Origin of the sequence: Enterobacter cloacae complex sp. FDA-CDC-AR_0164, from assembly GCF_003071645.1 — a bacterium.
In the GTDB taxonomy this organism is placed as follows: Bacteria; Pseudomonadota; Gammaproteobacteria; order Enterobacterales; family Enterobacteriaceae; genus Enterobacter; species Enterobacter ludwigii.
In genome coordinates, this window is the sequence record NZ_CP028950.1 from 4816123 (window position 1) to 4840908 (window position 24786).

At 57.1% G+C, this 24786-nt stretch carries 24 protein-coding genes and 1 riboswitch; of the genes, 6 read left to right on the top strand and 18 right to left on the bottom strand.

The genetic code is table 11. The features are described from left to right. Positions 1-51: 51 nt before the first annotated feature. From AM410_RS23685 to moaA, 6 genes are all read right to left on the bottom strand, one after another. On the bottom strand, positions 52-759 hold the full coding sequence (locus tag AM410_RS23685) for a Bax inhibitor-1/YccA family protein (protein ID WP_014169226.1): 708 nt from the start codon (positions 757-759) through the stop codon (positions 52-54). Positions 760-817: 58 nt separating this feature from the next. Then, entirely contained in the window at positions 818-1270 is a 453-nt protein-coding gene (moaE, locus tag AM410_RS23690; protein ID WP_014169225.1) for a molybdopterin synthase catalytic subunit MoaE, read from the bottom strand. Position 1271: 1 nt separating this feature from the next. Beyond that, the gene (gene moaD, locus AM410_RS23695) at positions 1272-1517 is read right to left on the bottom strand and encodes a molybdopterin synthase sulfur carrier subunit (protein WP_041162503.1); all 246 of its coding nucleotides are present in this window, start codon (positions 1515-1517) and stop codon (positions 1272-1274) included. Beyond that, positions 1510-1995: a cyclic pyranopterin monophosphate synthase MoaC gene (gene moaC, locus AM410_RS23700; RefSeq protein ID WP_008501142.1), complete on the bottom strand. Its 486-nt coding sequence runs from the start codon at positions 1993-1995 to the stop codon at positions 1510-1512. The genes moaD and moaC overlap by 8 nt, the downstream gene beginning before the upstream one ends. 3 nt (positions 1996-1998) lie before the next feature. After that, the gene (moaB, locus tag AM410_RS23705; protein ID WP_020884931.1) at positions 1999-2511 is read right to left on the bottom strand and encodes a molybdenum cofactor biosynthesis protein B; all 513 of its coding nucleotides are present in this window, start codon (positions 2509-2511) and stop codon (positions 1999-2001) included. Positions 2512-2535: 24 nt separating this feature from the next. After that, a complete protein-coding gene (gene moaA / locus AM410_RS23710) occupies positions 2536-3525 on the bottom strand; it encodes a GTP 3',8-cyclase MoaA (RefSeq protein WP_032681391.1) in 990 nt (329 codons plus the stop codon). Beyond that, positions 3513-3647, bottom strand: a riboswitch (molybdenum cofactor riboswitch). It overlaps the preceding gene by 13 nt. A 226-nt stretch (positions 3648-3873) precedes the next feature. Between moaA and yvcK the strand changes: the two genes are divergently transcribed. Continuing rightward, positions 3874-4782 carry a uridine diphosphate-N-acetylglucosamine-binding protein YvcK gene (gene yvcK / locus AM410_RS23720; RefSeq protein ID WP_020884933.1) on the top strand — a complete coding sequence of 303 codons (909 nt, stop codon included), beginning with the start codon at positions 3874-3876 and terminating at the stop codon, positions 4780-4782. Positions 4783-4868: 86 nt separating this feature from the next. Here yvcK and uvrB read toward each other — a convergent pair whose 3' ends face one another. Further along, entirely contained in the window at positions 4869-6884 is a 2016-nt protein-coding gene (gene uvrB / locus AM410_RS23725) for an excinuclease ABC subunit UvrB (protein WP_020884934.1), read from the bottom strand. Between the two features lie 751 nt (positions 6885-7635). Between uvrB and AM410_RS23735 the strand changes: the two genes are divergently transcribed. After that, entirely contained in the window at positions 7636-8358 is a 723-nt protein-coding gene (locus AM410_RS23735; protein WP_073395785.1) for an ABC transporter ATP-binding protein, read from the top strand. On the opposite strand, the gene bioD is transcribed toward AM410_RS23735, so the two are convergent. Genes bioD through bioB form a run of 4 tightly spaced genes read right to left on the bottom strand, consistent with a single transcriptional unit; the run spans position 8321 to position 11948 of the window. Next, on the bottom strand, positions 8321-9022 hold the full coding sequence (gene bioD, locus AM410_RS23740) for a dethiobiotin synthase (RefSeq protein ID WP_032670604.1): 702 nt from the start codon (positions 9020-9022) through the stop codon (positions 8321-8323). The two genes, AM410_RS23735 and bioD, sit on opposite strands and share 38 nt — an antisense overlap. Beyond that, entirely contained in the window at positions 9015-9770 is a 756-nt protein-coding gene (gene bioC, locus AM410_RS23745; protein ID WP_073395783.1) for a malonyl-ACP O-methyltransferase BioC, read from the bottom strand. Before bioC ends, bioD begins: the two co-directional genes overlap by 8 nt. After that, the gene (gene bioF, locus AM410_RS23750) at positions 9754-10911 is read right to left on the bottom strand and encodes an 8-amino-7-oxononanoate synthase (protein ID WP_040016969.1); all 1158 of its coding nucleotides are present in this window, start codon (positions 10909-10911) and stop codon (positions 9754-9756) included. Before bioF ends, bioC begins: the two co-directional genes overlap by 17 nt. After that, on the bottom strand, positions 10908-11948 hold the full coding sequence (gene bioB, locus AM410_RS23755) for a biotin synthase BioB (protein WP_014169215.1): 1041 nt from the start codon (positions 11946-11948) through the stop codon (positions 10908-10910). Before bioB ends, bioF begins: the two co-directional genes overlap by 4 nt. A gap of 86 nt (positions 11949-12034) precedes the next feature. Between bioB and bioA the strand changes: the two genes are divergently transcribed. Together bioA and AM410_RS23765 are read left to right on the top strand one after the other, a co-directional pair. Next, a complete protein-coding gene (gene bioA / locus AM410_RS23760) occupies positions 12035-13324 on the top strand; it encodes an adenosylmethionine--8-amino-7-oxononanoate transaminase (RefSeq protein WP_032681394.1) in 1290 nt (429 codons plus the stop codon). A gap of 72 nt (positions 13325-13396) precedes the next feature. Next, complete coding sequence (locus AM410_RS23765) at positions 13397-13873, top strand: kinase inhibitor (RefSeq protein WP_014169213.1); 477 nt, start codon at positions 13397-13399, stop codon at positions 13871-13873. Positions 13874-13916: 43 nt separating this feature from the next. Here the strand turns inward: AM410_RS23765 and hutH are convergent, their stop codons facing one another. The 5 genes from hutH to hutI all read right to left on the bottom strand — a co-directional run bounded on the left by hutH (position 13917) and on the right by hutI (position 20171). Then, complete coding sequence (gene hutH / locus AM410_RS23770) at positions 13917-15437, bottom strand: histidine ammonia-lyase (protein WP_108648552.1); 1521 nt, start codon at positions 15435-15437, stop codon at positions 13917-13919. Further along, on the bottom strand, positions 15437-17122 hold the full coding sequence (gene hutU / locus AM410_RS23775; protein ID WP_020884940.1) for a urocanate hydratase: 1686 nt from the start codon (positions 17120-17122) through the stop codon (positions 15437-15439). Before hutU ends, hutH begins: the two co-directional genes overlap by 1 nt. A 136-nt stretch (positions 17123-17258) precedes the next feature. Beyond that, on the bottom strand, positions 17259-17993 hold the full coding sequence (locus AM410_RS23780; protein ID WP_047357123.1) for a histidine utilization repressor: 735 nt from the start codon (positions 17991-17993) through the stop codon (positions 17259-17261). A 19-nt stretch (positions 17994-18012) separates the two neighbouring features. Next, the gene (hutG, locus tag AM410_RS23785; protein ID WP_108648554.1) at positions 18013-18951 is read right to left on the bottom strand and encodes a formimidoylglutamase; all 939 of its coding nucleotides are present in this window, start codon (positions 18949-18951) and stop codon (positions 18013-18015) included. Then, positions 18948-20171: an imidazolonepropionase gene (gene hutI, locus AM410_RS23790; RefSeq protein ID WP_032681397.1), complete on the bottom strand. Its 1224-nt coding sequence runs from the start codon at positions 20169-20171 to the stop codon at positions 18948-18950. Before hutI ends, hutG begins: the two co-directional genes overlap by 4 nt. A 224-nt stretch (positions 20172-20395) precedes the next feature. On the opposite strand from hutI, the gene AM410_RS23795 reads away from it, so the two are divergent. Then, the gene (locus tag AM410_RS23795) at positions 20396-21679 is read left to right on the top strand and encodes a putative acyl-CoA thioester hydrolase (protein WP_014169207.1); all 1284 of its coding nucleotides are present in this window, start codon (positions 20396-20398) and stop codon (positions 21677-21679) included. A 91-nt stretch (positions 21680-21770) separates the two neighbouring features. Here AM410_RS23795 and pgl read toward each other — a convergent pair whose 3' ends face one another. Continuing rightward, entirely contained in the window at positions 21771-22766 is a 996-nt protein-coding gene (gene pgl, locus AM410_RS23800) for a 6-phosphogluconolactonase (protein ID WP_014169206.1), read from the bottom strand. A gap of 140 nt (positions 22767-22906) precedes the next feature. Here pgl and AM410_RS23805 point away from each other — a divergent pair, with 140 nt between their 5' ends. Beyond that, the gene (locus tag AM410_RS23805; RefSeq protein ID WP_108648556.1) at positions 22907-23725 is read left to right on the top strand and encodes a pyridoxal phosphatase; all 819 of its coding nucleotides are present in this window, start codon (positions 22907-22909) and stop codon (positions 23723-23725) included. Here the strand turns inward: AM410_RS23805 and modC are convergent, their stop codons facing one another. Further along, entirely contained in the window at positions 23726-24784 is a 1059-nt protein-coding gene (gene modC, locus AM410_RS23810; RefSeq protein ID WP_040016958.1) for a molybdenum ABC transporter ATP-binding protein ModC, read from the bottom strand. It lies immediately after the preceding gene. Positions 24785-24786 lie beyond the last annotated feature (2 nt).

The following is a 24786-nucleotide window of genomic DNA, read 5'->3' on the forward strand; positions in this document are numbered from 1 at the left end:
CAGGGGAACTTACCCGGCCTGCGCAACGCAGGTCGGGTAAGGGAAACACCCTTAACGACGGTTGCCTAAAATACGCAGCAACATCAGGAACAGGTTGATGAAGTCCAGATACAGCGTCAGGGCGCCCAGAATCGCGTATTTGCGCAGGTTTGAGCTGTCGCGTACGTCAATCTGTTCGCCAATATTTTTCAGCTTCTGAGTGTCGTAGGCCGTCAAACCGACGAAGATCACCACCCCGATATAGGTCACCGCCCACATCAGCGCTTCACTCTTCAGCCACAGGTTCACCAGCGACGCCAGCACAATCCCAATCAGCCCCATAAACAGCATGCTGCCGAAACCGCTCAGGTCACGCTTCGTGGTGTAGCCGTAGAGGCTCATCGCACCAAACATCCCGCCAGCGACCACAAACGTGCTGGCGATGGAGGAATAGGTATACACGATGAAGATGCTGGAGAGCGTTAGCCCCGTCAGTGCCGAGTAGAGCATAAACAGCGTGGTCGCCATTCCGGCGCTCAGCTTCTGCACCAGGCCGGAGAGAACAAAGACCAGCGCCAGTTGCGCGATGATCAGCCCAAAGAAGGTGATTTTGCTTGAGAAGATAAACATCATCAGCTCAGGCGTGTTGGCTGCATACCATGCGATAAAGGCGGTCAGCAGTAAACCGACCGTCATCCAGCCATAAACCTGAGCCATATACGTCTGCAGCCCGGTACGGGTCTGCTGTACTATTGAATCGGAACGCGGAAATCGGTCCATGATTCACTCCTGATTAAGTAGACACACACGTTAAGACTAACACATCCACGCAAACCGACTACCAACGACTGGCGGCTTCTTTGTCGCTGTCACGCGACTCAACCCACCTGTCGCCTTCCGGCGTCGCTTCACGTTTCCAGAATGGCGCTTTGGTTTTGAGGTAATCCATAATGAACTCCCCGGCTGCAAACGCGCTACTACGGTGGGCACTGGTCACGCCGACAAAAACGATTTCCTCGCCAGGCCACATTTCACCAATACGGTGGATAACCGTCACTCGCCCGAGCGGCCAGCGGCCACGCGCCTGTTCAACGATCTCCGCGAGGGATTTCTCCGTCATGCCCGGATAGTGCTCCAGCGTCAGCGCCTTTACGCTGTCGCCGAGATTATGGTTACGCACTTTACCGGTGAAGGTGACAACCGCACCGTCTTCGTCACGCTCTGCCAGCCAGTCATATTCTGTACCAACGCTGAAACGATCATGACCTACCAGAATTCGGGTTTCAGCCATCTTAGCCCCCTGTCACTGGCGGGAAGAAGGCCACTTCATCCCCGGCCGTCAGCGGATGGGTCAGCTCCACCAGCGTCTGGTTAACCGCGGCCAGCAGCTTACCTTCATCCAGCGCCAGCGCCCAGCGGTCGCTTTGCGCGGCAAGATGCGCACGCAGGTCGCCAACGGTGTCAAACGGGGCATCAAGCGTCAGGCTGTCGGTGCCCACCAGCTCGCGGACCTGAGCAAAAAAGAGCACCTTAATCATGGCTGTCCACCTTAAAATCACCGGATTTACCACCGCTTTTCGCCAGCAAACGAACCGGGCCAATCACCATATCTTTCTGCACCGCTTTGCACATGTCATAGATAGTTAACGCGGCGACAGAGGCCGCCGTCAGGGCTTCCATCTCAACCCCGGTTTTCCCGGTTAAGCGGCAGAGCGACTCGATGCGCACGCGGTTGTGCTCCGGCTGCGCCTGCAGGTTGACTTCCACCTTGCTCAGCATCAGCGGGTGGCAGAGCGGAATTAAGTCCCAGGTGCGTTTCGCAGCCTGGATCCCGGCGATGCGGGCGGTGGCAAAGACGTCGCCTTTGTGATGGCTGCCGTCAATAATCATCGCCAGGGTCTCTGGCAACATGGTCACGAAGGCTTCAGCACGCGCTTCACGCACCGTTTCGGCTTTGGCGGAGACATCCACCATATGTGCTTCGCCAGCGGCGTTAATGTGGGTCAGTTGCGACATAACTTATTTCTTTAAATGGGGATGGAAATTACACGGACGAGTACGGGCATCCAGCTGCGGCGCAATAATATTTTCCCACGCGGTGCGACACGCTTTTGTCGAGCCGGGCATGGCAAAAATCAACGTCCCGTTCGCCACACCGGCCACCGCACGCGACTGCAGCGTGGAGGTGCCAATCTCTTCAAACGAGAGCATGCGGAACACTTCACCAAAGCCTTCCACTTCCCGGTCAAACAGCGGGACGAGCGCCTCGGGAGCCTGGTCGCCTGTGGTAAAACCGGTGCCACCGGTGATCAGCACCACCTGCACCTCATCGCTGGCAATCCACTGAGAGACCCGTGCACGAATGGCATAACGGTTCTCTTTCACGATCGCCTTATCAACAATACTGTGCCCGGCATCATGTGCCGCATCGCGCAGCCAGTGGCCGGAGGTGTCATCCTCTTCACCGCGGCGGTCGGAAACGGTAAGAATAGCAATGCGTGTCGGGATAAATTCCGCGCTAACCTGACTCATCTTCTGGTTCCTTCTTAAGCCTGATTACCCGCCAATGTAGGACAGGTTCTGAGTAATGCCGGTGTTGCCCTGATGCAGGAAGTGGGTCTGTTTTTTGTGCGTCAGAGCTTCAGAAATCCGCGCTTCAAGCGCGGCCTGTTGGGCGTCTTCCGCCAGCAGATCGCGAAGGTCGACACCGCCATCCCCGAACAGGCACAGATGCAGCTTACCAACGGAGGAGACGCGAAGACGGTTACAGCTGGCACAGAAGTCTTTCTCATACGGCATGATAAGCCCGATTTCCCCTTCGTAATCCGGGTGACAAAAAACCTGCGCCGGGCCGTCGCTGCGCTGACGGATCTGGTGGATCCAGCCGCGTTTCAGCAGCTCATCTCGCAACACCATCCCGGAGATGTGATGCCGACGGAACAGCTCACTGCCCTCGCCGGTTTCCATCAGCTCGATAAAACGCAACTGGATGGGGCGGGATTTGATCCACGCCAGGAAGGTATCAAGCTGGTGATGGTTGACGTCACGCATCAGCACCGTATTGACTTTGACCTTCTGGAACCCGGCACTGAACGCCGCGTCAATTCCGTCCATCACCTGGCGGAATTTATCCTGGCCGGTAATGGCATGAAACTGGCGGGCATCGAGGCTGTCCACGCTGACGTTGATGGCGGTTAAGCCCGCGTCGCGCCAGGTTGCAACGTCACGGGCCATGCGGTACCCGTTGGTGGTGACCGCAATCTGACGGATACGATCGTTCTCACGCACCGCAGCAATGATATCGGGGAAGTCACGACGCAGAGAGGGTTCCCCTCCGGTCAGGCGGACCTTTTCCGTGCCGAGTTCAGAGAATGCACGCGTGACGCGGCGCACTTCGTCCACGGAGAGAAAGCCGTTATTGGTGACGCTGCCCGGTTTGTAGCCATCGGGCAGGCAGTAGGTGCAACGGAAGTTGCACACATCGGTAATCGACAGACGTAAGTAAAAAAACTTACGCGCGAATGCATCAGTAAGTTGTGAAGCCATGTACACCTTTCCAGAGACGGGAGGCACAGTCATTTCTTTCTGTACCCTGGTGGCATATTCGCCACGGCCAGGACGCCATATCTTTCGACACAGGCGCCAGGGCTCGAGTGTATGTTTTCAAATTTGAAAACGTGGTTATGGCGATAGTAGCGCGGAAATCTTCCCTTCGCCATTATCACTTAACGCTATATAACCATATACATAACGACATAATCGTGTATTTTCGCTACAGAATACCTAAAAACAGCATATTCACATTGATATACGTCATTTTGCGCCGGGTGAGGCATCGTCTTTTAGGGGTAGTTAGGGTAGTGTTACGCAGATCGAACGTGATAAGGAATGTGTATGCGCAATCGCACTTTTGCGGATCTTGACCGTGTTGTCGCTCTTGGCGGAGGCCATGGTCTGGGGCGAGTGATGTCTTCTCTGTCTTCACTTGGCTCAAGGCTGACAGGGATAGTGACAACCACGGATAATGGCGGCTCCACCGGGCGTATTCGACGCGCGGAAGGGGGTATCGCCTGGGGCGATATGCGTAATTGTCTGAACCAGTTAATTACCGAGCCGAGCGTCGCTTCGGCGATGTTTGAGTACCGTTTTGGCGGTAACGGCGAACTTTCCGGGCATAACCTTGGAAATTTGATGCTTAAAGCGTTGGATCACCTGTCAGTGCGCCCGCTGGAAGCCATCAATTTGATCCGAAACCTGCTCAAGGTTGACGCGTTCCTGATCCCGATGTCCGAACAACCGGTCGATTTAATGGCAATCGATGCGGAAGGGCACGAGGTTTATGGCGAAGTGAACATCGACCAGCTTACCGTGCCGCCAAAAGAGCTGATGACCTACCCAAGCGTGCCCGCCACGCGTGAAGCCATTGAGGCCATCGGCGAAGCGGATTTGATTTTGATTGGGCCGGGCAGTTTTTACACCAGCCTGATGCCCATTTTACTGGTCAAAGAGCTGGCACAGGCCCTGCGCAGAACGCCAGCCCCCATGGTTTACATCGGCAATTTAGGCCGTGAGCTGAGCCCGGCGGCGGCCAGCCTGTCGCTGGCGGATAAACTGAATCTGATGGAGCAGTACGTCGGGAAGAAAATCATCGATGGCGTGGTGGTCGGCCCGAAAGTTGATGTATCAGGAATTGGCGATCGCGTGGTGGTGCAGGAGCCGCTGGAAGCGAGCGATATCAAATATCGCCACGACCGTCACCTGCTGCGTGAAGCGCTGGAGAAGGCGATTCAGGACCTGGGATAGAGATTATGCCTTCACCCGACCACTCTCCCACAGGAGAGTGCAAACACTAAAAAAATGACAGCCTGCGGCTGTCATTTTGCTTTTACCTAGGAGGCGGCGATAAACAGATCGCGCAGCTGATGCAGCTGGTCGCGGATTTGCGCGGCCTCTTCGAATTCGAGGTTCTGCGCATGCTGCATCATCTGCCCTTCCAGTTCGTGGATTTTCTGCTGCAGCGCTTTTGGCGTCAGCTCGACGGTATCCGGCTCAACCACTGAACGCGCTTTCCCGCGCCCTTTCGCTTTGGTCTTCGCAATGTTCTGACCCAGCGCCAGAATATCCACCACTTTCTTGTTCAGGCCCTGCGGCGTAATACCGTGCTCTTCGTTGTAACGCTGCTGTTTCTCACGACGACGCTCCGTTTCGCCAATTGCTTTCGCCATTGACGGGGTAATTTTGTCACCGTAAAGGATCGCTTTACCGTTAACGTTACGCGCGGCACGGCCAATGGTCTGGATCAGGGAGCGTTCAGAGCGCAGGAAGCCCTCTTTGTCGGCATCCAGAATCGCCACCAGCGAGACTTCCGGCATATCCAGGCCTTCTCGCAGCAGGTTGATACCCACCAGCACGTCAAACTCGCCCAGACGCAGGTCGCGGATGATCTCCATACGCTCGACGGTATCGATATCCGAGTGCAGGTAACGCACCCGCTCACCGTGCTCCTCAAGATACTCGGTGAGATCTTCCGCCATACGCTTGGTCAACGTCGTTACCAGCACACGCTCGTTGATGGCCGCGCGGATACGGATTTCTGACAGCAGATCGTCAACCTGAGTGGCGACCGGACGCACCTCGATAATCGGATCCAGCAGCCCGGTCGGACGCACCACCTGGTCAACCACCTCATCGCCCGATTTTTCGAGCTCGTAGTTGCCCGGCGTAGCCGAGACGTAGATGGTTTGCGGTGCCAGCGCCTCAAATTCTTCAAACTTCATGGGACGGTTATCCAGCGCAGATGGCAGACGGAAACCATACTCCACCAGCGTCTCTTTACGCGCCCGGTCACCGCGATACATCCCGCCAATTTGCGGGATAGTCACGTGAGATTCGTCGATCACCAACAGACCGTCTGCCGGCAGATAGTCAAACAGCGTCGGCGGTGGCTCGCCCGGACCACGCCCGGAGAGGAAACGTGAGTAGTTTTCGATACCGGAGCAGTAGCCCAGCTCGTTCATCATCTCCAGGTCAAACTGGGTGCGCTGGCTCAGGCGTTGCTCTTCCAGCAGCTTATTATTCGCCAGAAGCACCTTACGGCGGTCTGCCAGCTCAACTTTGATCTCTTCCATCGCCTGCACGATACGCTCGCGTGGCGTCACGTAGTGCGTTTTCGGGTAGATGGTATAGCGCTGAACGACCGACTCGACGTGGCCGGTCAGCGGGTCAAACAGCGACAGGCGTTCAACCTCTTCGTCAAACAGCTCAACGCGCAGGGCGATATCGTCCGACTCTGCCGGGAAGATATCAATCACCTCGCCGCGCACGCGGAAGGTACCGCGCTGGAACGCCTGATCGTTACGGGTGTACTGCAGCTCTGTCAGACGGCGTAAAATAGCGCGCTGATCGATGATCATCCCCTGGGTCAGGTGCAGCATCATCTTGAGATAGAGATCCGGATCGCCCAGACCGTAGATAGCCGACACTGACGCCACCACCACCACATCGCGACGCTCAAGAAGCGCCTTCGTCGCCGACAGACGCATCTGCTCAATGTGTTCGTTCACCGAGGCATCTTTCTCGATGAAGGTGTCAGAGCTCGGGACATACGCTTCAGGCTGGTAGTAATCGTAGTAGGAGACAAAATATTCCACGGCGTTATCCGGGAAGAACTCTTTCATCTCGCCGTAAAGCTGAGCGGCCAGGGTTTTGTTTGGGGCCAGCACCATCGTGGGGCGCTGCAGATCGGCGATAACGTTGGCAATGGTAAACGTTTTGCCCGAACCGGTTACCCCCAGCAGCGTCTGGTGCGCCAGCCCATCTTCCAGCCCCTCTTCGAGACGTCGGATCGCCTCAGGCTGATCGCCGGAAGGACGGAATGCAGAATTCAATTTGAACGGTTTACTCATGGGCGACAACCTGATGACGTAATAAGCGGCAGGTGAGTAATTTTACTCGTTGCTGCCAGGAATGCCAATAAAAAACACTGGATGAAAAACCAGTAGCATGTCAGGATATTTAGAGTACCGGCAGGGTGATTAGCGCGATAGCGGTCAAAATTTGGACCGTGACAACATAAAACACCAGTCAGGACGGGTTATCCCCAGAACTTTTTCTTTTTTAACATTTGTCAAGCCAGGTAATGATAGTTTTATGGCAACAGGTGACACTTTCATTACGGCAATTGCTTTTATCTAACCAATTAAATATTAAGCGATATTTTCTTAAGCCGCGTTTCGCACCAATTTGGTCGTAACCCGCGTCTTCTCTCGCTTATCGCGTGTTTTCTAACTCTAATGCACATGGTTATCCACAGGAATAGTGGATAACTGCTTCCAGCCCGTGCAGACCGCCGCTCAGCAAATTCCCGACTTTTCCCACGAAACGGCAGCAAAAATTTTTTATAGCTATTTTTTGCTGATAAACAGTTGTGTCATTCATAACCAACCGATGCGATCTTGCTCACATTTCCACCATTTTAACCCTGCACCACAACTCATCACGTCCGGCACCGCGGATGTGCAAAGGGGGTAATCACACACCGCTTATCCCGGATAAATTCCTAAAAAAGCCTCTTTTTTAATCAATTTAGGGTTTCTGGCAGGAGTTTTGCACATCCCACAATGAGCCTCATCCACACAGATTTTTAAGGAGAGAAAGATGTTGAGTCTGCGTGCAGTTAACCAGTTTTACGGAAGCCAACATACGCTATGGAACGTGGATTTAGATTTTCCCAAAGGCATGTGTACAGGTGTTGTTGGCCTGCCGGGGATGGGCAAAACGACCCTGATGAATTGCATCGCCGGGAAAGTGCCTGTCGACAGCGGCACCATCATCTGGCACGAAGCCGGTGCACCGCCGCGAGATTTGCTTAGCCAGACGCCAGAACCCTTCACTGGCCCGGGAATAGGCTATGTCCCGCAGGACAGGCGGATTTTCTCCCAGTTAACCATTGATGAAAATCTGCATATCGCCATGCGGGCGACAGGGAAACCTGACCCTGAAGCGAAAAGTGACGTTTACGACCTCTTTCCGGAACTCTATGCGCTGCGACAAACCCGGGCCAACACGCTTTCGCCAGACGACCAGTATCAGCTGGCGCTGGCCAATGCGCTGGTCATCCGTCCGCGGATGCTGATTCTGGATGAACCGATGCATGGCGCGGGCCACAGCTTCGCCCAGAAGCTGAGCCAGCTGCTGGTGCGGTTAAACCGGGAACTGGGAATGACGGTGTTGTTAGCTGAGCAGCAGCTGTCGTTTATCCGCCGGGTCGCGGAGCGCTTTTGCATGCTGTATCGCGGGCGTAACGTGGCCCAGGGCCACGTTAACGAGCTGGACGACGAGCTTATCGCCCACTGGATGTCGCTGGAGGCAAGACGCTGAGATCGAGGTAATGCCCGGTTTCAGCGCACCCGGCTGTGTCAGCCAGCCACGGGATCTCCCCAAGAAACGGCGCAGGAAGCACCCGCTTCAGCGTTGCCAGATACTCCTGATGTCGCCTGCCCGGCGCAACCACGTCGTTGGCTATCCAGCCGGCCAGGCGCAGCCCGGCCTGCTGAACGGCCTGGGCAGTCAGCATCGCATGGTTGATACAGCCGAGTTTGACCCCTACCACCAGAATTACCGGCAGCTGCTCGATTTGCACCCAGTCAGCAAAGGTCTGGTCCGCCGAAAGTGGCGTAAACCAGCCACCGGCGCCCTCCACCAGCACCCAGTCAGCCTGGCGTTCAAGGGCGCGTAACCCGGCAGAAAGCACGGCAAAATCAATCGGGCGACCTTCATCGGCGCTGATAATATGCGGCGAGGTGGGCTCGGCAAAGGTGTATGGATTCACCGCTGAATAGGCAAGTTCAAGCGTGCTGTTACGCTGGAGCGCCAGCGCGTCGGTATTGCGTAACCCGTGCGCCGTCATCTCGCTGCCGGAGGCGACAGGCTTATATCCGGCGGTGGTTTTTCCCTGCATGCGCGCCGCCTGCAGCAGCGCTGAGCTGGCAACCGTCTTGCCCACTTCGGTATCTGTTCCGGTGACAAAATAACGTTCAGTCACGTTCAATAATCCCATGAAAAAGTTGATATGAGAGCGGGAACTGCCCCCGCTGCTGCGGCCACGCCAGCTCCAGACGCTGCAACTGGCCGCGGGTAAGAGGTTTCTTTTCACGCCCCGCATGCAGATGGGTCGCGCCAATACCCTTCAGGGAGCGCATGGCGCTGAAGGCATCGTCGAAATTCAGCGTAATGGTCTGCTCAGCACAGCGATAGCGCCATCCCGCCAGCGCGTGGATGACCTGCTCGTGCGGCAAAAAACGGTTAGCGTGAGGTTGTTCATCCACCGCTTTCCACGCCTGATTGAGCTCCGGTAAAGAGCTTTCCAGCAGCGTGGTGAAGGCCACGCATCCACCCGGGCGCGCCACGCGATAAAGCTCGTTTAATGCCTGCGGGAGACTACTGCACCACTGTACCGCCAGATGGCTCCAGACCAGATCAAACCGCGCATCCGGCAGCGGAATGGACTCAATATCGGCAACCAGATAGTGGTGCGCGGCCTGCTGCTGACGGGCCTCCTCAAGCATATCGGGCGACAGGTCGATAGCCGTCACCTCGCTGCCGGCCGCACGCCAGTGTCGGCTATTGGCACCCGGCCCACACCCGGCGTCCAGCACCAGAGGGAACCGGGTCTCGTTGAGTAAAGCAAGCAGCCCCTGCGCGCTCTGACGCTGGAGTTCATCGTGCTGCGAATAGCTTCGCGCGGCCCGGCCAAATGCCGCCGCGATCGCCTGTTTATTCACGGGTGTCATGCAGCGCCTCCAGAAGTGCTTCGATATCCTCTGCTTCGTGCGCCGCCGTGAGCGTCAGACGCAGTCGGGCAGTGCCGGGCGGTACGGTTGGTGGACGAATAGCCGTCACCCATATCCCCCGCTCGCGAAGCGTCTGCGCCAGCGTGAGAGCCAGACCGTTTTCCCCCACCATCACCGGCTGGATTGCGCTCTGCGAATCGGTGCTCTGGAACGGGAGATGGCGTAATCCCTGGCGAAAACGCCGGATATGTTCCGCCAGACGCGCCCGTCGTTCCGCGCCTTCAGCGCTGCGGATCACCGCCAGTGATGCAGACAGCGCCACGGCCTGTGCGGGCGGCATACTGGTGCTGTAAATGAGATGACGGGCGAACTGCAGCAGATAGTCGGCGACAGACTCGCTGCACAACATGGCCGCCCCGCTCACGCCAAAACCTTTCCCGAAAGTCACCACCAGCAGTTCCGGCTTCACGTTTTGCTGATGGATGCTACCGCGCCCTTCCTCACCCATCACGCCAATACCATGCGCATCATCAACCAGCAGCCAGGCGTTTTGTCGCTGCGCCGTCTCATGCAGCGGACGCAGCGGTGCACTGTCGCCGTCCATGCTGAACACCCCTTCTGTGACCACCAGCTGCTGTCCGGTGCAGGGCTTATCGAGCAGGCCAGCAAGCTGAGCCGCATCGTTATGGGCAAAGCGGCGGAGCTGCGCAGGGCTTAAACTTGCCGCTTCCAGCAGCGAGGCGTGACTTAAGCGGTCGGCAACAATGCGGTCGTCCTTGCCCATTAGCGCGGTGATGACCGCCTGGTTGGCGGCAAAACCTGAAATGAACAGCAACGCACGCGGATACCCCAGCCAGTCGGCAAGGGCCTCCTCCAGCGCCTGATGCGCCGTGGTGTAGCCGCTGACATGCCCCGAGCCGCCGCTGCCGACGCCAAACCGCTCCGCCCCCTGCTGCCAGGCGCGGACGATTGCCGGGTGCTGGCTCAGCCCGAGATAATCATTGCTGGAGAAATTGCAAAACTGCCGGCCCTCGCGGGTGAGAAAACGGCCTGCGCCGTTTTCTACCACGTTGCGAACGCGAAAGGCATCTGCCGCCCGCCGTTCTTCGAGCGCAGAATGGATACGTGCCTGCCAGGTCATACGGTTGCCGCGTTGTAGAACTGGTCAGTATCGGCGTTGAAAATCTGCTGCTCCAGCTGCTGCTGTTGCTCGTTATCCCCCGTCAGGACGTCTGTCTGATGCGGGTTCAGCCCCAGCTTGCGGAACAACTGGACGTCTTTGTCCTCTTCCGGGTTCGGGGTGGTCAGCAGTTTGCAGCCGTAGAAGATGGAATTGGCCCCGGCCATAAAGCACATCGCCTGCGTCTGTTCGCTCATCTGTTCACGACCCGCCGAGAGGCGCACGTAGGAGGTCGGCATCATGATACGCGCCACCGCAATGGTGCGGATAAAATCAAATGCATCCACGTCTTCGTTATCCGCCAGTGGCGTACCTTTAACTTTCACCAGCATGTTGATCGGCACGCTTTCCGGCGGCGTGGGCAGGTTCGCCAGCTGCAGCAGAAGACCCGCACGGTCTTTCACCGTTTCGCCCAGTCCCACAATCCCGCCTGAACAGACTTTGATGCCGGCGTCACGCACTTTATCCAGCGTATCGAGACGCTCCTGATAGGTCCGCGTGGTGATGATATTGCCGTAAAATTCAGGGGAGGTGTCGAGGTTGTGGTTGTAGTAATCCAGCCCTGCCGCGGAAAGGCGTTGCGCCTGCTCTTCGTTCAGCGTGCCAAGGGTCATGCAGGCTTCCAGCCCCATCTCTTTCACCCCTTTCACCATCTGCTCCAGATACGGCATGTCGCGATCGTGCGGGTTTTTCCATGCCGCGCCCATACAGAATCGGGTTGAGCCTGCATTTTTCGCCTTACGGGCAGAGTCGAGCACCTGCTCCACTTCCATCAGACGTTCAGATTCAAGCCCGGTTTTATAGCGCGCACTCTGCGGGCAGTATTTGCAATCTTCTGGGCATGCGCCGGTCTTGATCGACAGCAACGTACTGACCTGCACATGGCGTGGATCGAAGTGCTGACGATGCACCTGTTGGGCTTCAAACATCAGCTCAAGGAAAGGTTTATTAAATAATTCAGTAACTTGCGACATCGTCCAGCGTGCGTGGTGAGCCATGGGGCTTCTCCAAAGGGTTTTGTTAATTTTCAGATCGGTTTATACTCGTAAACCTAAAACTTTTCAAAATGGTTTACAAGTCGATTATGACCCAGGACGATCTCGCCTTCGACAAGCAGCATATCTGGCACCCATACACTTCCACTACCCGCCCCCTCCCCGTTTACCCGGTCGCCTCGGCTCACGGGTGCGAACTGACCCTGAGCAGCGGTGAGTCGCTTGTGGACGGCATGTCATCCTGGTGGGCGGCTATTCACGGGTATAACCACCCGCGTCTGAATGCGGCGATGAAAGCGCAGATAGACCAGATGTCGCACGTGATGTTTGGCGGTATCACCCATCAGCCTGCGGTTGACCTGTGCCGGCGTCTGGTCGCGATGACCCCGACCCCGCTGGAGTGCGTTTTCCTTGCAGATTCCGGCTCTGTTGCTGTGGAAGTGGCGATGAAAATGGCGCTACAGTACTGGCACGCCAGAGGTGAGACCCGCCAGCGGTTCCTCACCTTCCGCAACGGCTATCACGGCGACACGTTCGGCGCGATGTCGGTGTGCGATCCGGATAACTCCATGCACAGCCTGTGGAAGGGCTATCTACCAGAGAACCTCTTTGCCCCGGCACCGCAAAGCCGTTTTGACGGGGAGTGGGATGAAATGGACATGGTCGGTTTTGCGCGGCTGATGGCTGCCCACCGCCATGAGATTGCCGCCGTTATTCTTGAGCCGGTTGTGCAGGGTGCAGGCGGGATGCGGATGTACCACCCGGCATGGCTGACGCGCATTCGTAAGATGTGCGATCGCGAGGGCATTCTGCTGATTGCCGATGAGATCGCCACCGGCTTTGGCCGCACCGGCAAGCTGTTCGCCTGCGAGCATGCGGGGATCGCACCGGATATTCTGTGTCTGGGTAAAGCGCTGACCGGCGGCACCATGACGTTGTCCGCCACGCTGACAACGCGCCACGTTGCCGACACCATCAGCGACGGCGACGCGGGCTGCTTTATGCACGGCCCAACGTTTATGGGCAACCCGCTGGCCTGCGCGGTGGCGAGCGAAAGTCTGGCCATTCTCGAGAGCGGCGAGTGGCAAACGCAGGTCGCGACGATTGAAGCGCAGCTTCGCCAGGAGCTGAGCGCAGCGTCAGCGGCTGAATTCGTGGCGGATGTGCGCGTGCTGGGTGCCATCGGCGTGATTGAGACCACCCATCCGGTTAACATGGCGGCGCTGCAGCGTTTCTTCGTGGAACGGGGAGTGTGGGTGCGTCCTTTCGGCAAGCTTATCTATCTGATGCCGCCTTATGTTATCTCGCCGGCTCAGCTACGTCAGTTAACGGCTGCGGTAGTTGACGCCGTTAACATTCCCGCACATTTTGCGATTTAACCCTGAGCGTTAACGTCGGTACTCTGTTTATGCATTACACTTTTTGCATAATCGGGTACCGAGGTAAATCGTATGAAAATCATCAGTAAAGATCTGCGCGACGGGGAAAAACTGCCTGAACGCCACGTTTTTAACGGCATGGGTTATCAGGGGGATAATATCTCTCCGCATCTGGCGTGGGACGATGTTCCGGCGGGAACCAAAAGCTTTGTTGTCACCTGCTATGACCCGGATGCCCCTACAGGCTCAGGGTGGTGGCACTGGATAGTGGCGAACCTGCCTGCGGATACGCGCGTTCTGCCGCAAGGTTCCGGCTCTGACCTGGTGGCGCTGCCTGAAGGCGCTATCCAGACCCGAACCGATTTTGGCAAAGCGGGTTACGGTGGCGCCGCGCCGCCAAAAGGGGAAACGCACCGCTATATCTTCACGGTTCACGCGCTGGATGTGGACAAGATTGAGGTGGATGAGGGCGCGAGTGGCGCAATGGTCGGCTTTAACGTCCATTTTCATTCGCTGGGCAGCGCATCGATCACGGCGATGTATTCGTAAAAAAAACCGGTGGCCTGAACGTGTCCGGGCCACCGGGCAAATCTTAGAGCACCGAAGGCAGTAAGCCCACCAGGCTTCCCTTCTCCAGCAGCGCGATCGCTTTATCAATATCCGGCGCAAAGAAACGGTCATCATCGTAATGCGCGACCTGTTCACGCAGCAGATGACGCGCCTGTTCCAGCAGCGGGCTGGATGTCAGACCTTCACGCAGATCAACGCCCTGACATGCGGCCAGCCATTCCACCGCCAGCACGCCGCGGGTGTTGGCGGCCATCTCCCACAGACGACGTCCGGCGGCCGGGGCCATAGAAACATGATCTTCCTGGTTCGCTGACGTTGGCAGACTGTCCACGCTGTGCGGATGCGACAGGGCCTTATTCTCGCTCGCCAGCGCCGCGGCCGTCACCTGGGCAATCATAAAACCGGAGTTAACCCCGCCGTTGCGGACCAGGAACGGCGGCAGCTGGGACATATGTTTATCCATCATCAGCGCGATGCGACGTTCGGATAAGGCCCCTACTTCCGCAATCGCCAGCGCGATATTATCCGCCACCATCGCCACAGGCTCGGCGTGGAAATTCCCCCCGGAGACCACTTCGTTTTCCTGAGCGAACACCAGCGGGTTATCAGACACCGCATTCGCCTCCACCAGCAGCACTTCTGCCGCGTGGCGCAGCTGCGTCAGACAGGCTCCCATCACCTGGGGCTGACAGCGAAGCGAATACGGATCCTGTACCTTGTCACAGTTATGGTGAGAGTCTGCAATATCGCTGGTCTCGGTCAGCAGGTGACGGTACATCGCCGCGGCGTCAATCTGCCCGCGCTGGCCGCGCACCTCGTGGATACGGGCATCAAACGGACGACGTGAGCCAAGCACCGCCTCGGTGGTCAGCGCACCGCACACGACCGCGGAGGCGAAAAGATCTTCGGCTTCAAACAGACCACGCAACGCAAACGCCGTCGAGGCCTGGGTCCCGTTAAGCAGCGCCAGCCCTTCTTTGGCCGCCAGCGTTATCGGGGTTAACCCGGCTTTTTTCAGCGCCTCTTTCGCAGGGAGCCACTCGCCCTTCCAGCGAGCCTGACCTTCACCGAGCAGCAGCAGCGACATATGGGCCAGCGGCGCAAGATCGCCGGATGCACCGACGGAACCTTTTGCCGGGATCCACGGATAGACTTCCGCATTCACCAGCGCCATCAGCGCCTCGATCACGCTGAGGCGAATTCCGGAGAACCCACGCGCCAGACTGTTGATTTTGAGCACCATCATCAGGCGGACAATGTCATCATCCAGCGGATGACCGACACCCGCCGCATGCGAAAGCACCAGCGAGCGCTGTAAATTTTCCAGATCGTGCGTGGCGATACGCGTCTGCGCCAGCAGACCAAATCCGGTGTTGATGCCGTAGGCGGTACGTCCTTCGGCAATAATGGCTTCAACGCAGGCAACGCTGTCGTTAATCGCGGCGTGGGCGCTTTCATCAAGTGAGAGCGTAACCGGTTGACGCCAGACGTTACGCAGCTGTTTGAGCGTCAGTGAGCCGGGAGTGAGGGTTAAGGCGTTCATTAATGCTTTCCTTGTGTGGCAGGGATCATCGGCAGGTTCAGGCCCTGCTCTTTGGCACATTCAATCGCAATCTCGTAACCGGCATCCGCGTGGCGCATTACGCCGGTTGCCGGGTCGTTATGCAGCACGCGAGCGATACGCGCTGCCGCTTCATCCGTACCATCACACACGATGACCATTCCCGAGTGCTGGGAGAAGCCCATTCCTACGCCACCGCCGTGATGCAGCGATACCCAGGTCGCCCCGCTGGCGGTATTCAGTAAGGCATTCAACAGTGGCCAGTCGGAGACGGCATCGGAGCCGTCGCGCATGGCTTCGGTTTCACGGTTCGGGCTGGCAACAGAGCCCGAGTCGAGATGGTCGCGTCCGATAACAATCGGCGCGGAGACTTCACCGCTGCGCACCATTTCGTTAAAGGCCAGACCCAGTTTTTGTCGCCACTCCAGTCCGACCCAGCAGATCCGCGCCGGCAAGCCCTGGAAGTTAATGCGCTCGCGAGCCATATCCAACCAGTGGTGCAGATGTTCGTCGTCGGCGACGATCTCCTTCACTTTGGCGTCGGTTTTGTAGATATCTTCCGGGTCGCCGGACAGGGCCACCCAGCGGAACGGACCAATACCGCGACAGAACAGCGGACGAATATAGGCAGGCACAAACCCCGGGAAGTCGAAGGCGTTACTCACGCCCATCTCTTTCGCCATCTGGCGAATATTGTTGCCGTAATCAAATGTCGGAATGCCCATCTGGCTAAAGGCCAGCATGGCGTTCACGTGCTCCGCCATGGAACGTTTAGCGGCGAGCACCGTGCCTTCCGGGTCACTTTCGGCTTTTTGCTGATACGCTTCCCACGTCCAGCCCGATGGCAGATAGCCGTGAAGGGGGTCGTGTGCGCTGGTCTGGTCGGTGACGAGATCCGGGCGTACGCCACGGGCCACCAGTTCAGGGAGAATGTCAGCCGCATTGCCGCAGAGCGCAATCGACATCGCTTTGCCTTCTGACGTGTATTTTTTGATGCGTGCCAGCGCGTCATCCAGGTTTTCAGCCTGTTCATCGACGTAACGGGTACGCAGTCGGAAATCAATGCGGCTCTGCTGACATTCGATGTTCAGGGAGCAGGCACCGGCAAGGGTCGCGGCCAGCGGCTGTGCGCCCCCCATTCCCCCCAGACCGGCGGTCAGTACCCAGCGACCTTTCAGCGAACCGTTATAGTGCTGACGACCGGCTTCCACGAAGGTTTCGTAGGTGCCCTGCACAATCCCCTGACTGCCGATGTAGATCCAGCTTCCCGCCGTCATCTGGCCATACATCGCCAGCCCTTTGGCGTCCAGCTCGTTAAAGTGTTCCCAGGTCGCCCAGTGCGGGACAAGGTTAGAGTTGGCGATCAGCACGCGCGGTGCATTCTTGTGGGTTTTGAACACGCCGACCGGTTTGCCGGATTGCACCAGCAGGGTTTCGTCATGTTCCAGATGAGTCAGGGATTCAACAATCGCGTCATAGCACTCCCAGTTGCGCGCGGCGCGACCTATGCCGCCATACACCACCAGCTCGTGGGGGTTCTCCGCGACCTCAGGATCGAGGTTATTCATCAACATGCGCAGCGGGGCTTCGGTGAGCCAGCTTTTGGCGGTAAGTGTGGTGCCGCGCGCGGCGCGGACATCCTGCTGGCGGTATTTACCTGACGACATTGTGTGCTCCTCATACGGGACAGATGATGTATTCAGATATACTTGTATAGACAAGCACACACAAGGTCGGATTTAACAAAAAAGATACAATTTTGTTATATTGCGTTAGCTATCACGCTTTTAAAACGTATGACCCTTACGACATGAAATGGCCCTGCAACCGGTATCGATTTCCCGGAAACAGCAGTCTGGCATGCGACACAATATGCGACGAAGACCAAGTACGGCGACGAATGAGCAGGCAAGGATCGTGCTCTTTGATCCGCAACAGTTCGCACTCCTGCGGCGTAGCGCGAACCGCTTCCACGATGTGCTCCCCTTCCGTCAGCGGCGCGATGAGCGAAAGATAGGCATGCGGCGTGGTCTGGGTGTAATCCTGATCCAGGTACTCGGGCACCCGACCGGCGTTCACGCAGCGATCTTCAATCTGCACCGGGATGTCGTTTTCATAATGCACCATCACGGAATGAAAGATGCGGCTTCCCTCTTTGACATTCAGCTCCACGGCCTGCTCGGCGCTGGCCTGTGTCTCTTCGAGCACCAGCACTTCACAGTGGTGCTGATGGTTACGCGAAGCTATCTCATCGGCAATACTTCTGATCTCAAACAGTGCCGATTGCCCTTTCGGCTCCGCAACGAAGGTTCCGACCCCCTGCAGACGCACCAGAAGGCCCTCATCGGTCAGCTCGCGCAGCGCCCGGTTAATGGTCATTCGGCTAAAACCAAACTGTGCGACCAGTTCGGCCTCGGATGGAATGCGATCGTGCGGCCGCCAGACGCCGGTTGCGATTTTTTCGCTGATAGCCTGCTTCACCTTTTCGTAGAAAGGCGCGGGAGGGCTGGACTGCGACAGCGGTGAGCGTGAAAACATCCTGACTCCTTAAACGTTGTTATGCCCACCAGTGAGCAATTTGCCAGGCCAGACGAGCGGCAAGCTTTGCCCCCTGTCCGTCCCGATCGTACTGCGGGTTAAATTCTACCAGATCGGCAGCCTGCAGTTTTCCACTGCGGCAGATATGTTCAACCACCGGCAGAAGATCCAGCGCGGGTACCCCTAACGCCGCGGGCGCTGAGACGGCTGGCATTTCGCCAGCAGGCAAAACATCGAGGTCAATGGTGAGGTAAACGCGGTCGGCCTGGGCCAGGACCTTGTCCAGAGCCGATAACGCATCTCGCCTGAAATGAAGGTCTTCCACCAGCGTGACGTTTAGTCGCTCAGCTTCATCCCACAGCGCCTGCGTGTTCGCCGCCCGGCTGACGCCCAGGCAGGCATACTGAAAATCGCGCGCCTGTTCCGCACAGTAGTGTGCCAGCTGACGAAAGGGCGTGCCGGAGGTCGCGTGGTCCGCCTTGCGCAGGTCAAGGTGTGCATCCAGGTTTATCACCACCACGCGCGCGTTCGGGAAAGCATCCAGAACCCCGCGGCCATGCGCCCAGGCGGTCTCGTGTCCCCCGCCAAAAACCAGCGTACGCATGCCGGACTGCTGGCAGGCCTGCACGGCATCGCTTAACGCACGCTGAGCCGCTTCCAGATTATCGCCCTCGACATACACCGACCCCATATCCACCAGCCGGTCATGTCCATGATGACTTGCCATGTTCGCCAGCGCTTTGCGAAGCACCTCCGGGGCCTGTACGGCGCCGGGCCTGCCCTGATTGCGTTTTACCCCTTCATCACATTCAAACCCTATCAAAGCGATGCCGGATGACTGAGGGGTAAATACCGGCATCTGTCGCAGGGTCTGAAAAATACGTTTTGCATTGCTGGCCTCGGCGCTGTCGTCGCGCCCCTGCCAGACGGTCTCGGCAACCGGCCGCCAGAGTCTCATACGCTCTCCCCACGGAAAATACGTTGATACAACGGATTGCGTCCCGGCTCGTAGACCATTTCGACCGGGTGATGTGCATCCCAGACGACAAAGTCAGCCACGAATCCAGCCTGCAGCTGCCCGTGCGTGGCCCCGCGGCCCAGCGCCTGGGCAGCATGTCGCGTCACGCCAGCCCAGGCCTCTTCAGGCGTCAGGCCAAACTGCACGCAGGCCATATTCATCGCGAGATGAATACTCGCGAACGGGCTGGTGCCGGGGTTATAGTCGGTGGCGACAGCCATGGGAACGCCCTCTTTTCTGAGCTGTTCAACCGGCGGACGCTGGCGCTCCTGAAGAAAATAGAACGCCCCCGGCAGTAATACCGCAACCGTGCCGTTGTGCGCCATCGCCTGAACACCGGCATCGTCGAGATATTCAATATGATCGGCGGAAAGCCCCTTAAAGCGGCTGACCAGCGCCGCGCCGCCAAGATTTGAAAGCTGTTCCACGTGTCCTTTGACCGGAATCCCCAGAGCAGTGGCAGCGCGGAAAAGCCGCTCGGTTTGCGCTGGCGTGAAGCCGACGTTTTCGCAAAAGACATCCACGGCTTCGAATAAGCCTTTTTGCCACAGCGTGGGCATCATCTGCTCGCACACCCTGGTGAGATACGCGTCCGCGTCGTGGCGGTATTCCGCCGGAACCGCATGCGCAGCCAGAAGCGTTGGGCTGATCTCTACCGGATTGTTCTGGCCCAGCTGGCGGGCGACCTGCAGCATCTTCTCTTCCGCTTCGGCGTTGAGACCATATCCCGACTTGATTTCAACCGTGGTCACCCCTTCATCGATCAGCCGCTGCAGACGCTGTTGCGCCAGCCTGAGCAGGGTCTCGGGCGAACTGCTCCGCGTCGCCGTCACGGTCGCGTTAATCCCGCCCCCCTGCGCGCTGATGGTTTGATAAGAGACGCCGTTCAGACGCTGCTCCCACTCTGCCGCACGATCGCCACCGAACACCAGGTGGGTATGGCAGTCAATCAGCCCGGGGGTGACCAGACGACCGTGCAGATCGACACAGTGACGGTGGCCGGAAGGGATGTCGGATTCGGGAATAACGGCCAGAATCGTCTGGCCGCGCACCACCAGGGCGTGCTGCGCTTTCAGGCCATAAGGCGTGCTGTCGTCCGGGATCATTGTCGCCAGTCGCGCATTGCGCCATATTACATCGTCGGGATGAAGCTGCTGCATGGGCATTCCACTTGTCATGGGTTGTATAGACATTTATTTTCATCTGCCCCCTGCTGTCAACCGCTCTGGCGGAAAATGTTATTTATTTGTGATGACTTTCCCGCCTCCCGCGGGTAAAAAATGCATCTTTTACCCTTTTTATCTTCCCGTTTCGCTCAACTTAGTATAAAAAAGCAGGCTATTTCGTCTATCCCGTTAAGACTTGCATACCCAGGAGCTTTACCTTGAACATTTCCAGGATTTCCCGTCTGGCGTTAGCGCTCGCCTTTGGCGTGACATTATCCGCATGCAGTTCTACCCCACCGGACCAGCAGCCTTCTGAGCAGGTTGCACCGGGTACCGCCTCTCGCCCGATTTTGTCCGCTGATGAAGCGAAGAACTTTGACCGTGCGCACTACTTCTCGGCGATGGACCCTAACGCTGCGCCGTGGACACCGTCTTCTATTAACCTGCCGAAACAACCTGACTTCGTTGTCGGTCCGGCAGGCACGCAGGGCGTGACGCACACAACGATTCAGGCTGCGGTTGACGCGGCTATCACCAAACACAGCGCCTCTCGCCAGTACATCGCGATCCTGCCTGGGGAATATGAAGGCACCGTTTACGTTCCGGCAGCACCGGGCAGCATCACCCTTTACGGGACGGGCGAGAAAGCGGTCGACGTGAAAATTGGTCTGGCGATTGATTCTGAAATCGACAGCAACACCTGGCGTCGCCTGGTCAACCCGGCGGGTAAATACATGCCAGGCAAACCGGCGTGGTACATGTTTGACAACTGCCAGAGCAAGCGTGCAGCTACCATCGGCGTGATGTGTTCGGCGGTCGTCTGGTCTCAGAATAATGGCCTGCAGCTGCAGAATCTGACCATTCAGAATACCCTGGGCGATAGCGTGGATGCCGGTAACCACCAGGCCGTTGCACTGCGTAGCGATGGCGATAAAGTGCAGATCAACAACGTGAATATTCTCGGCCGTCAGAACACCTTCTTCGTGACGAACAGCGGTGTTCAGAACACGCTGCAGAATAACCGTCTGACCCGTACGCTGGTCACTAACAGCTACGTTGAAGGTGACGTGGATCTGGTCTCCGGTCGCGGCGCGGTGGTGTTTGAGAACACCGATTTCCGCGTGGTGAATTCACGCACTCAGCAGGAAGGTTATGTGTTTGCCCCGGCCACGCAATCCAACCTGTTCTACGGCTTCCTGGCCGTTAACAGCCGCTTTAACGCGTCCGGTGACGGCGTCGCGCAGCTGGGCCGCTCGCTGGATGTGGACTCTGCCACCAACGGTCAGGTTGTTATTCGTGACAGCGTGATCAACGAAGGTTTCAACATGGCTAAGCCATGGGCCGATGCCGCTATCTCCAAACGTCCTTTCTCCGGCAATACCGGTAGCGTGGATGATAAAGGTAACGTGCAGCGCAACCTGAATGACGCTAACTTCAACCGCATGTGGGAATACAACAACCGCGGTCTGGGTAGCAAAGTGGTTGCTGAGCCTAAGCAATAAAAGAATGCGTTGATGTCTTTTGCTGTACTCGCCCGGCGCCCACCGGGCATAAAAAAACCTCGCATTTGCGAGGTTTTTTGTTTTAAGCCTTTTAGTGTGCGTTTACCACCACCCACATTGGCCCCTGGCCAACGGCGTAACGCCCTTTCTCTTCCAGCAGCCCCTGCGCACCTTTGATTTCGTACAGCGCGATGTGGTGGGATTTTTGCCCCGCCGCAATCAGGTATTTACCGCTGTGATCGATATTAAACCCGCGTGGCTGGGTTTCGGTAGGCTGGAAACCTTCAATCGCCAGCACGCTACCGTCTTCAGAAACGCTGAATACCGTAATCAGGCTGGAGGTACGGTCGCAGGCATACAGATGACGCCCATCCGGTGTGATGTGAATATCAGCCGCCCAGCGGGTGTCAGAGAAGTCAGACGGCATCATATCCAGCGTCTGCACGCACTCAATCTTGCCGTTAGGATCTTTCAGTTCCCATACGTCCACAGAACTGTTCAGCTCGTTCACCACATAGGCGTACTGCTGGTTCGGGTGGAACACCAGATGGCGCGGGCCCGCGCCCTCAACGGTGGTCACTTCTGCAGGATTCTGCGCCACCAGGTGCCCGTCATCGCTCAGGGTAAACAGGCAGATACGATCCTGTTTCAGCGCAGGGACCCACAGCGTACGGTTATCCGGAGAAATATTCGCCGAGTGGCAACCTTCCAGCCCGTCAACCACCTCCACGGTTTCAACCGGTAGGCCCGCTTCCAGACGCGTTACGCTGACACAGCCCGCATTGTAAGAGCCGCTGAAGATGAAGTTGCCTTTGCGATCGGTGGAGATATGCGTTGGGCTGCCCGGTAAAGGTGCTTCCGCAGTGTAAGTCAGCGCGCCGTCGTCTGGCGAGATGCGGTAGGCCAGCACGCGAAACTCCGGGCGCACACCCACGTACAAGAAACGTTTATCCGGGCTGATAACCATCGGCTGCACCTGACCTGGCACATCAACAACCTGAACCAGCGTGAGGGTACCCTCGGTATTTAAACGCCAGACGTGGATCTGCTGGCTTTCAGGACTGGCGGTATAAACGGTTTGTTTCATGAATATTCACTCCTCACTGCGCATGAAAGTAGTTAACTTTTGACGGTGAATGCTGAATTGTCATCGGGAATTTTGAAGCCTTTGCCTCTCGGTGTACCATCCCTTCAGAACGTAAATTCAATATTAACCCGGAAAAACAAATGACCTCGCGTGTAATAGCTCTGGATTTAGACGGTACCTTACTTACTCCGCAGAAAACCCTTCTCCCCTCTTCCCTTGAAGCACTCAAACGCGCGCAGGAAGTGGGATATCAACTCCTTATCGTAACGGGTCGACATCACGTTGCCATTCATCCTTTTTATCAGGCACTGGCGTTAGATACACCTGCAATTTGTTGTAATGGCACTTATTTGTATGATTATCAGGCAAAAAAGGTTTTAGAATCCGATCAGCTGCCCGTGCCTCAGGCGCTGCAATTGATTGATCTGCTTGATGAGCATGCTATTCACGGCCTGATGTATGTGGATAACGCAATGGTGTATGAACGTCCGACAGGCCACGTGATCCGCACCAGCAACTGGGCATTGTCTCTGCCTGAAGCGCAGCGTCCGGTCTTTACCCAGGTTTCCTCCCTGCGCCAGGCGGCTCAGGATGTCGATGCTATCTGGAAATTTGCGCTGACGGATGAAGATACCACCAAACTGAATGCCTTCGCGACGCACGTTGAACAAACGCTGGGTCTGGAGTGCGAGTGGTCCTGGCACGACCAGGTCGATATCGCCCGCAAAGGCAACAGCAAAGGCAAGCGTCTGACGCAGTTCGTAGAGTCACAGGGCGGGTCAATGCAGGATGTGATTGCCTTTGGCGATAACTACAACGACATCAGCATGCTGGAGGCCGCCGGTACAGGCGTGGCAATGGGCAACGCCGACGATGCGGTAAAAGCGCGTGCTAACGTCGTGATTGGTGATAACACCACCGACAGCATCGCGCAGTATATTTATACCCACCTGCTGTAATCAGGTGGTGATGGAGACGCTCTTGATTTGCGCGTAAAGCCACAGGCCAGGTTTGATTCCTAACTCATCTCTGGCCCACGGACTGATGCGCGCCCAGAGCGTCTTGCTGCCCACCTCGAGCTTCACCTCAACCTGACCGTTATCATCAAAACACTCCGCCACTTTCGCGCGCAGGATATTGCGAATACTGGTCTGCAGCGGCGCTTGCAGCACCAGAGAGACATCAGAAGCCTGAATACGTATACGCAACGCAGACTGCAGCGGTTTGTCGATTTTGTTGACCCACAAATGCTGGTCGCCCAGCGCCAGTGCGGTCATCGCATAATGCGGGTGATGTTCCAGCACGCTCACCTTAAGGATGCTGCTCTGCTGCTCCTTCGGTAACCACGGGTGCATCACGCTGCTGCCCCACACCTCTTCCAGATGACCGAATGCCTTAACGCTGCCCTCTTCCAGCACCAGCACTTTATCGGCCAGATGCAGGATCTCATCCAGCGAGTGGCTGACGTAGAGCATCGGGATATTGATTTCACGCGCCAGGCGCTGAAGATAGGGCAGCAGTTCACGTTTTCGCGGAATATCCAGCGAGGCCAGCGGTTCGTCGAGCAACAGCAGTTCTGGCGCGGTGAGCAACGCGCGGCCTATCGCCACGCGCTGTTTTTCACCACCAGAAAGCGATGAAGGGAGCCGGTCCAGCAGTGACTCAATGCCTAGCAGCGCCACCAGCTTATCAAATTGCGCGGCCATGCTTTTGGCCATGCCGTAGCGAAGATTACCGCGCACGCTGTAATGCGGAAATAATCGCGCATCCTGAAAAACATAACCAATTCGCCGCTTATCCGGTGCCAGGTAAATTTTGTTCTCAACGTCATTTAAGACGCGATCGTTGAGCACAATCCGTCCGGACTGCGGCCGCGTCAGTCCGCTGATGGCATTGATCAATGAGGTTTTCCCTGCACCTGATACGCCAAAGATGGCGGTAATGCCGCTCGCAGGCAGCGTCTCGTTAAGGGTCAGGGTATGATTTCCCAGCGTCTGGGTGAACTGAAGTTCGAGCATGA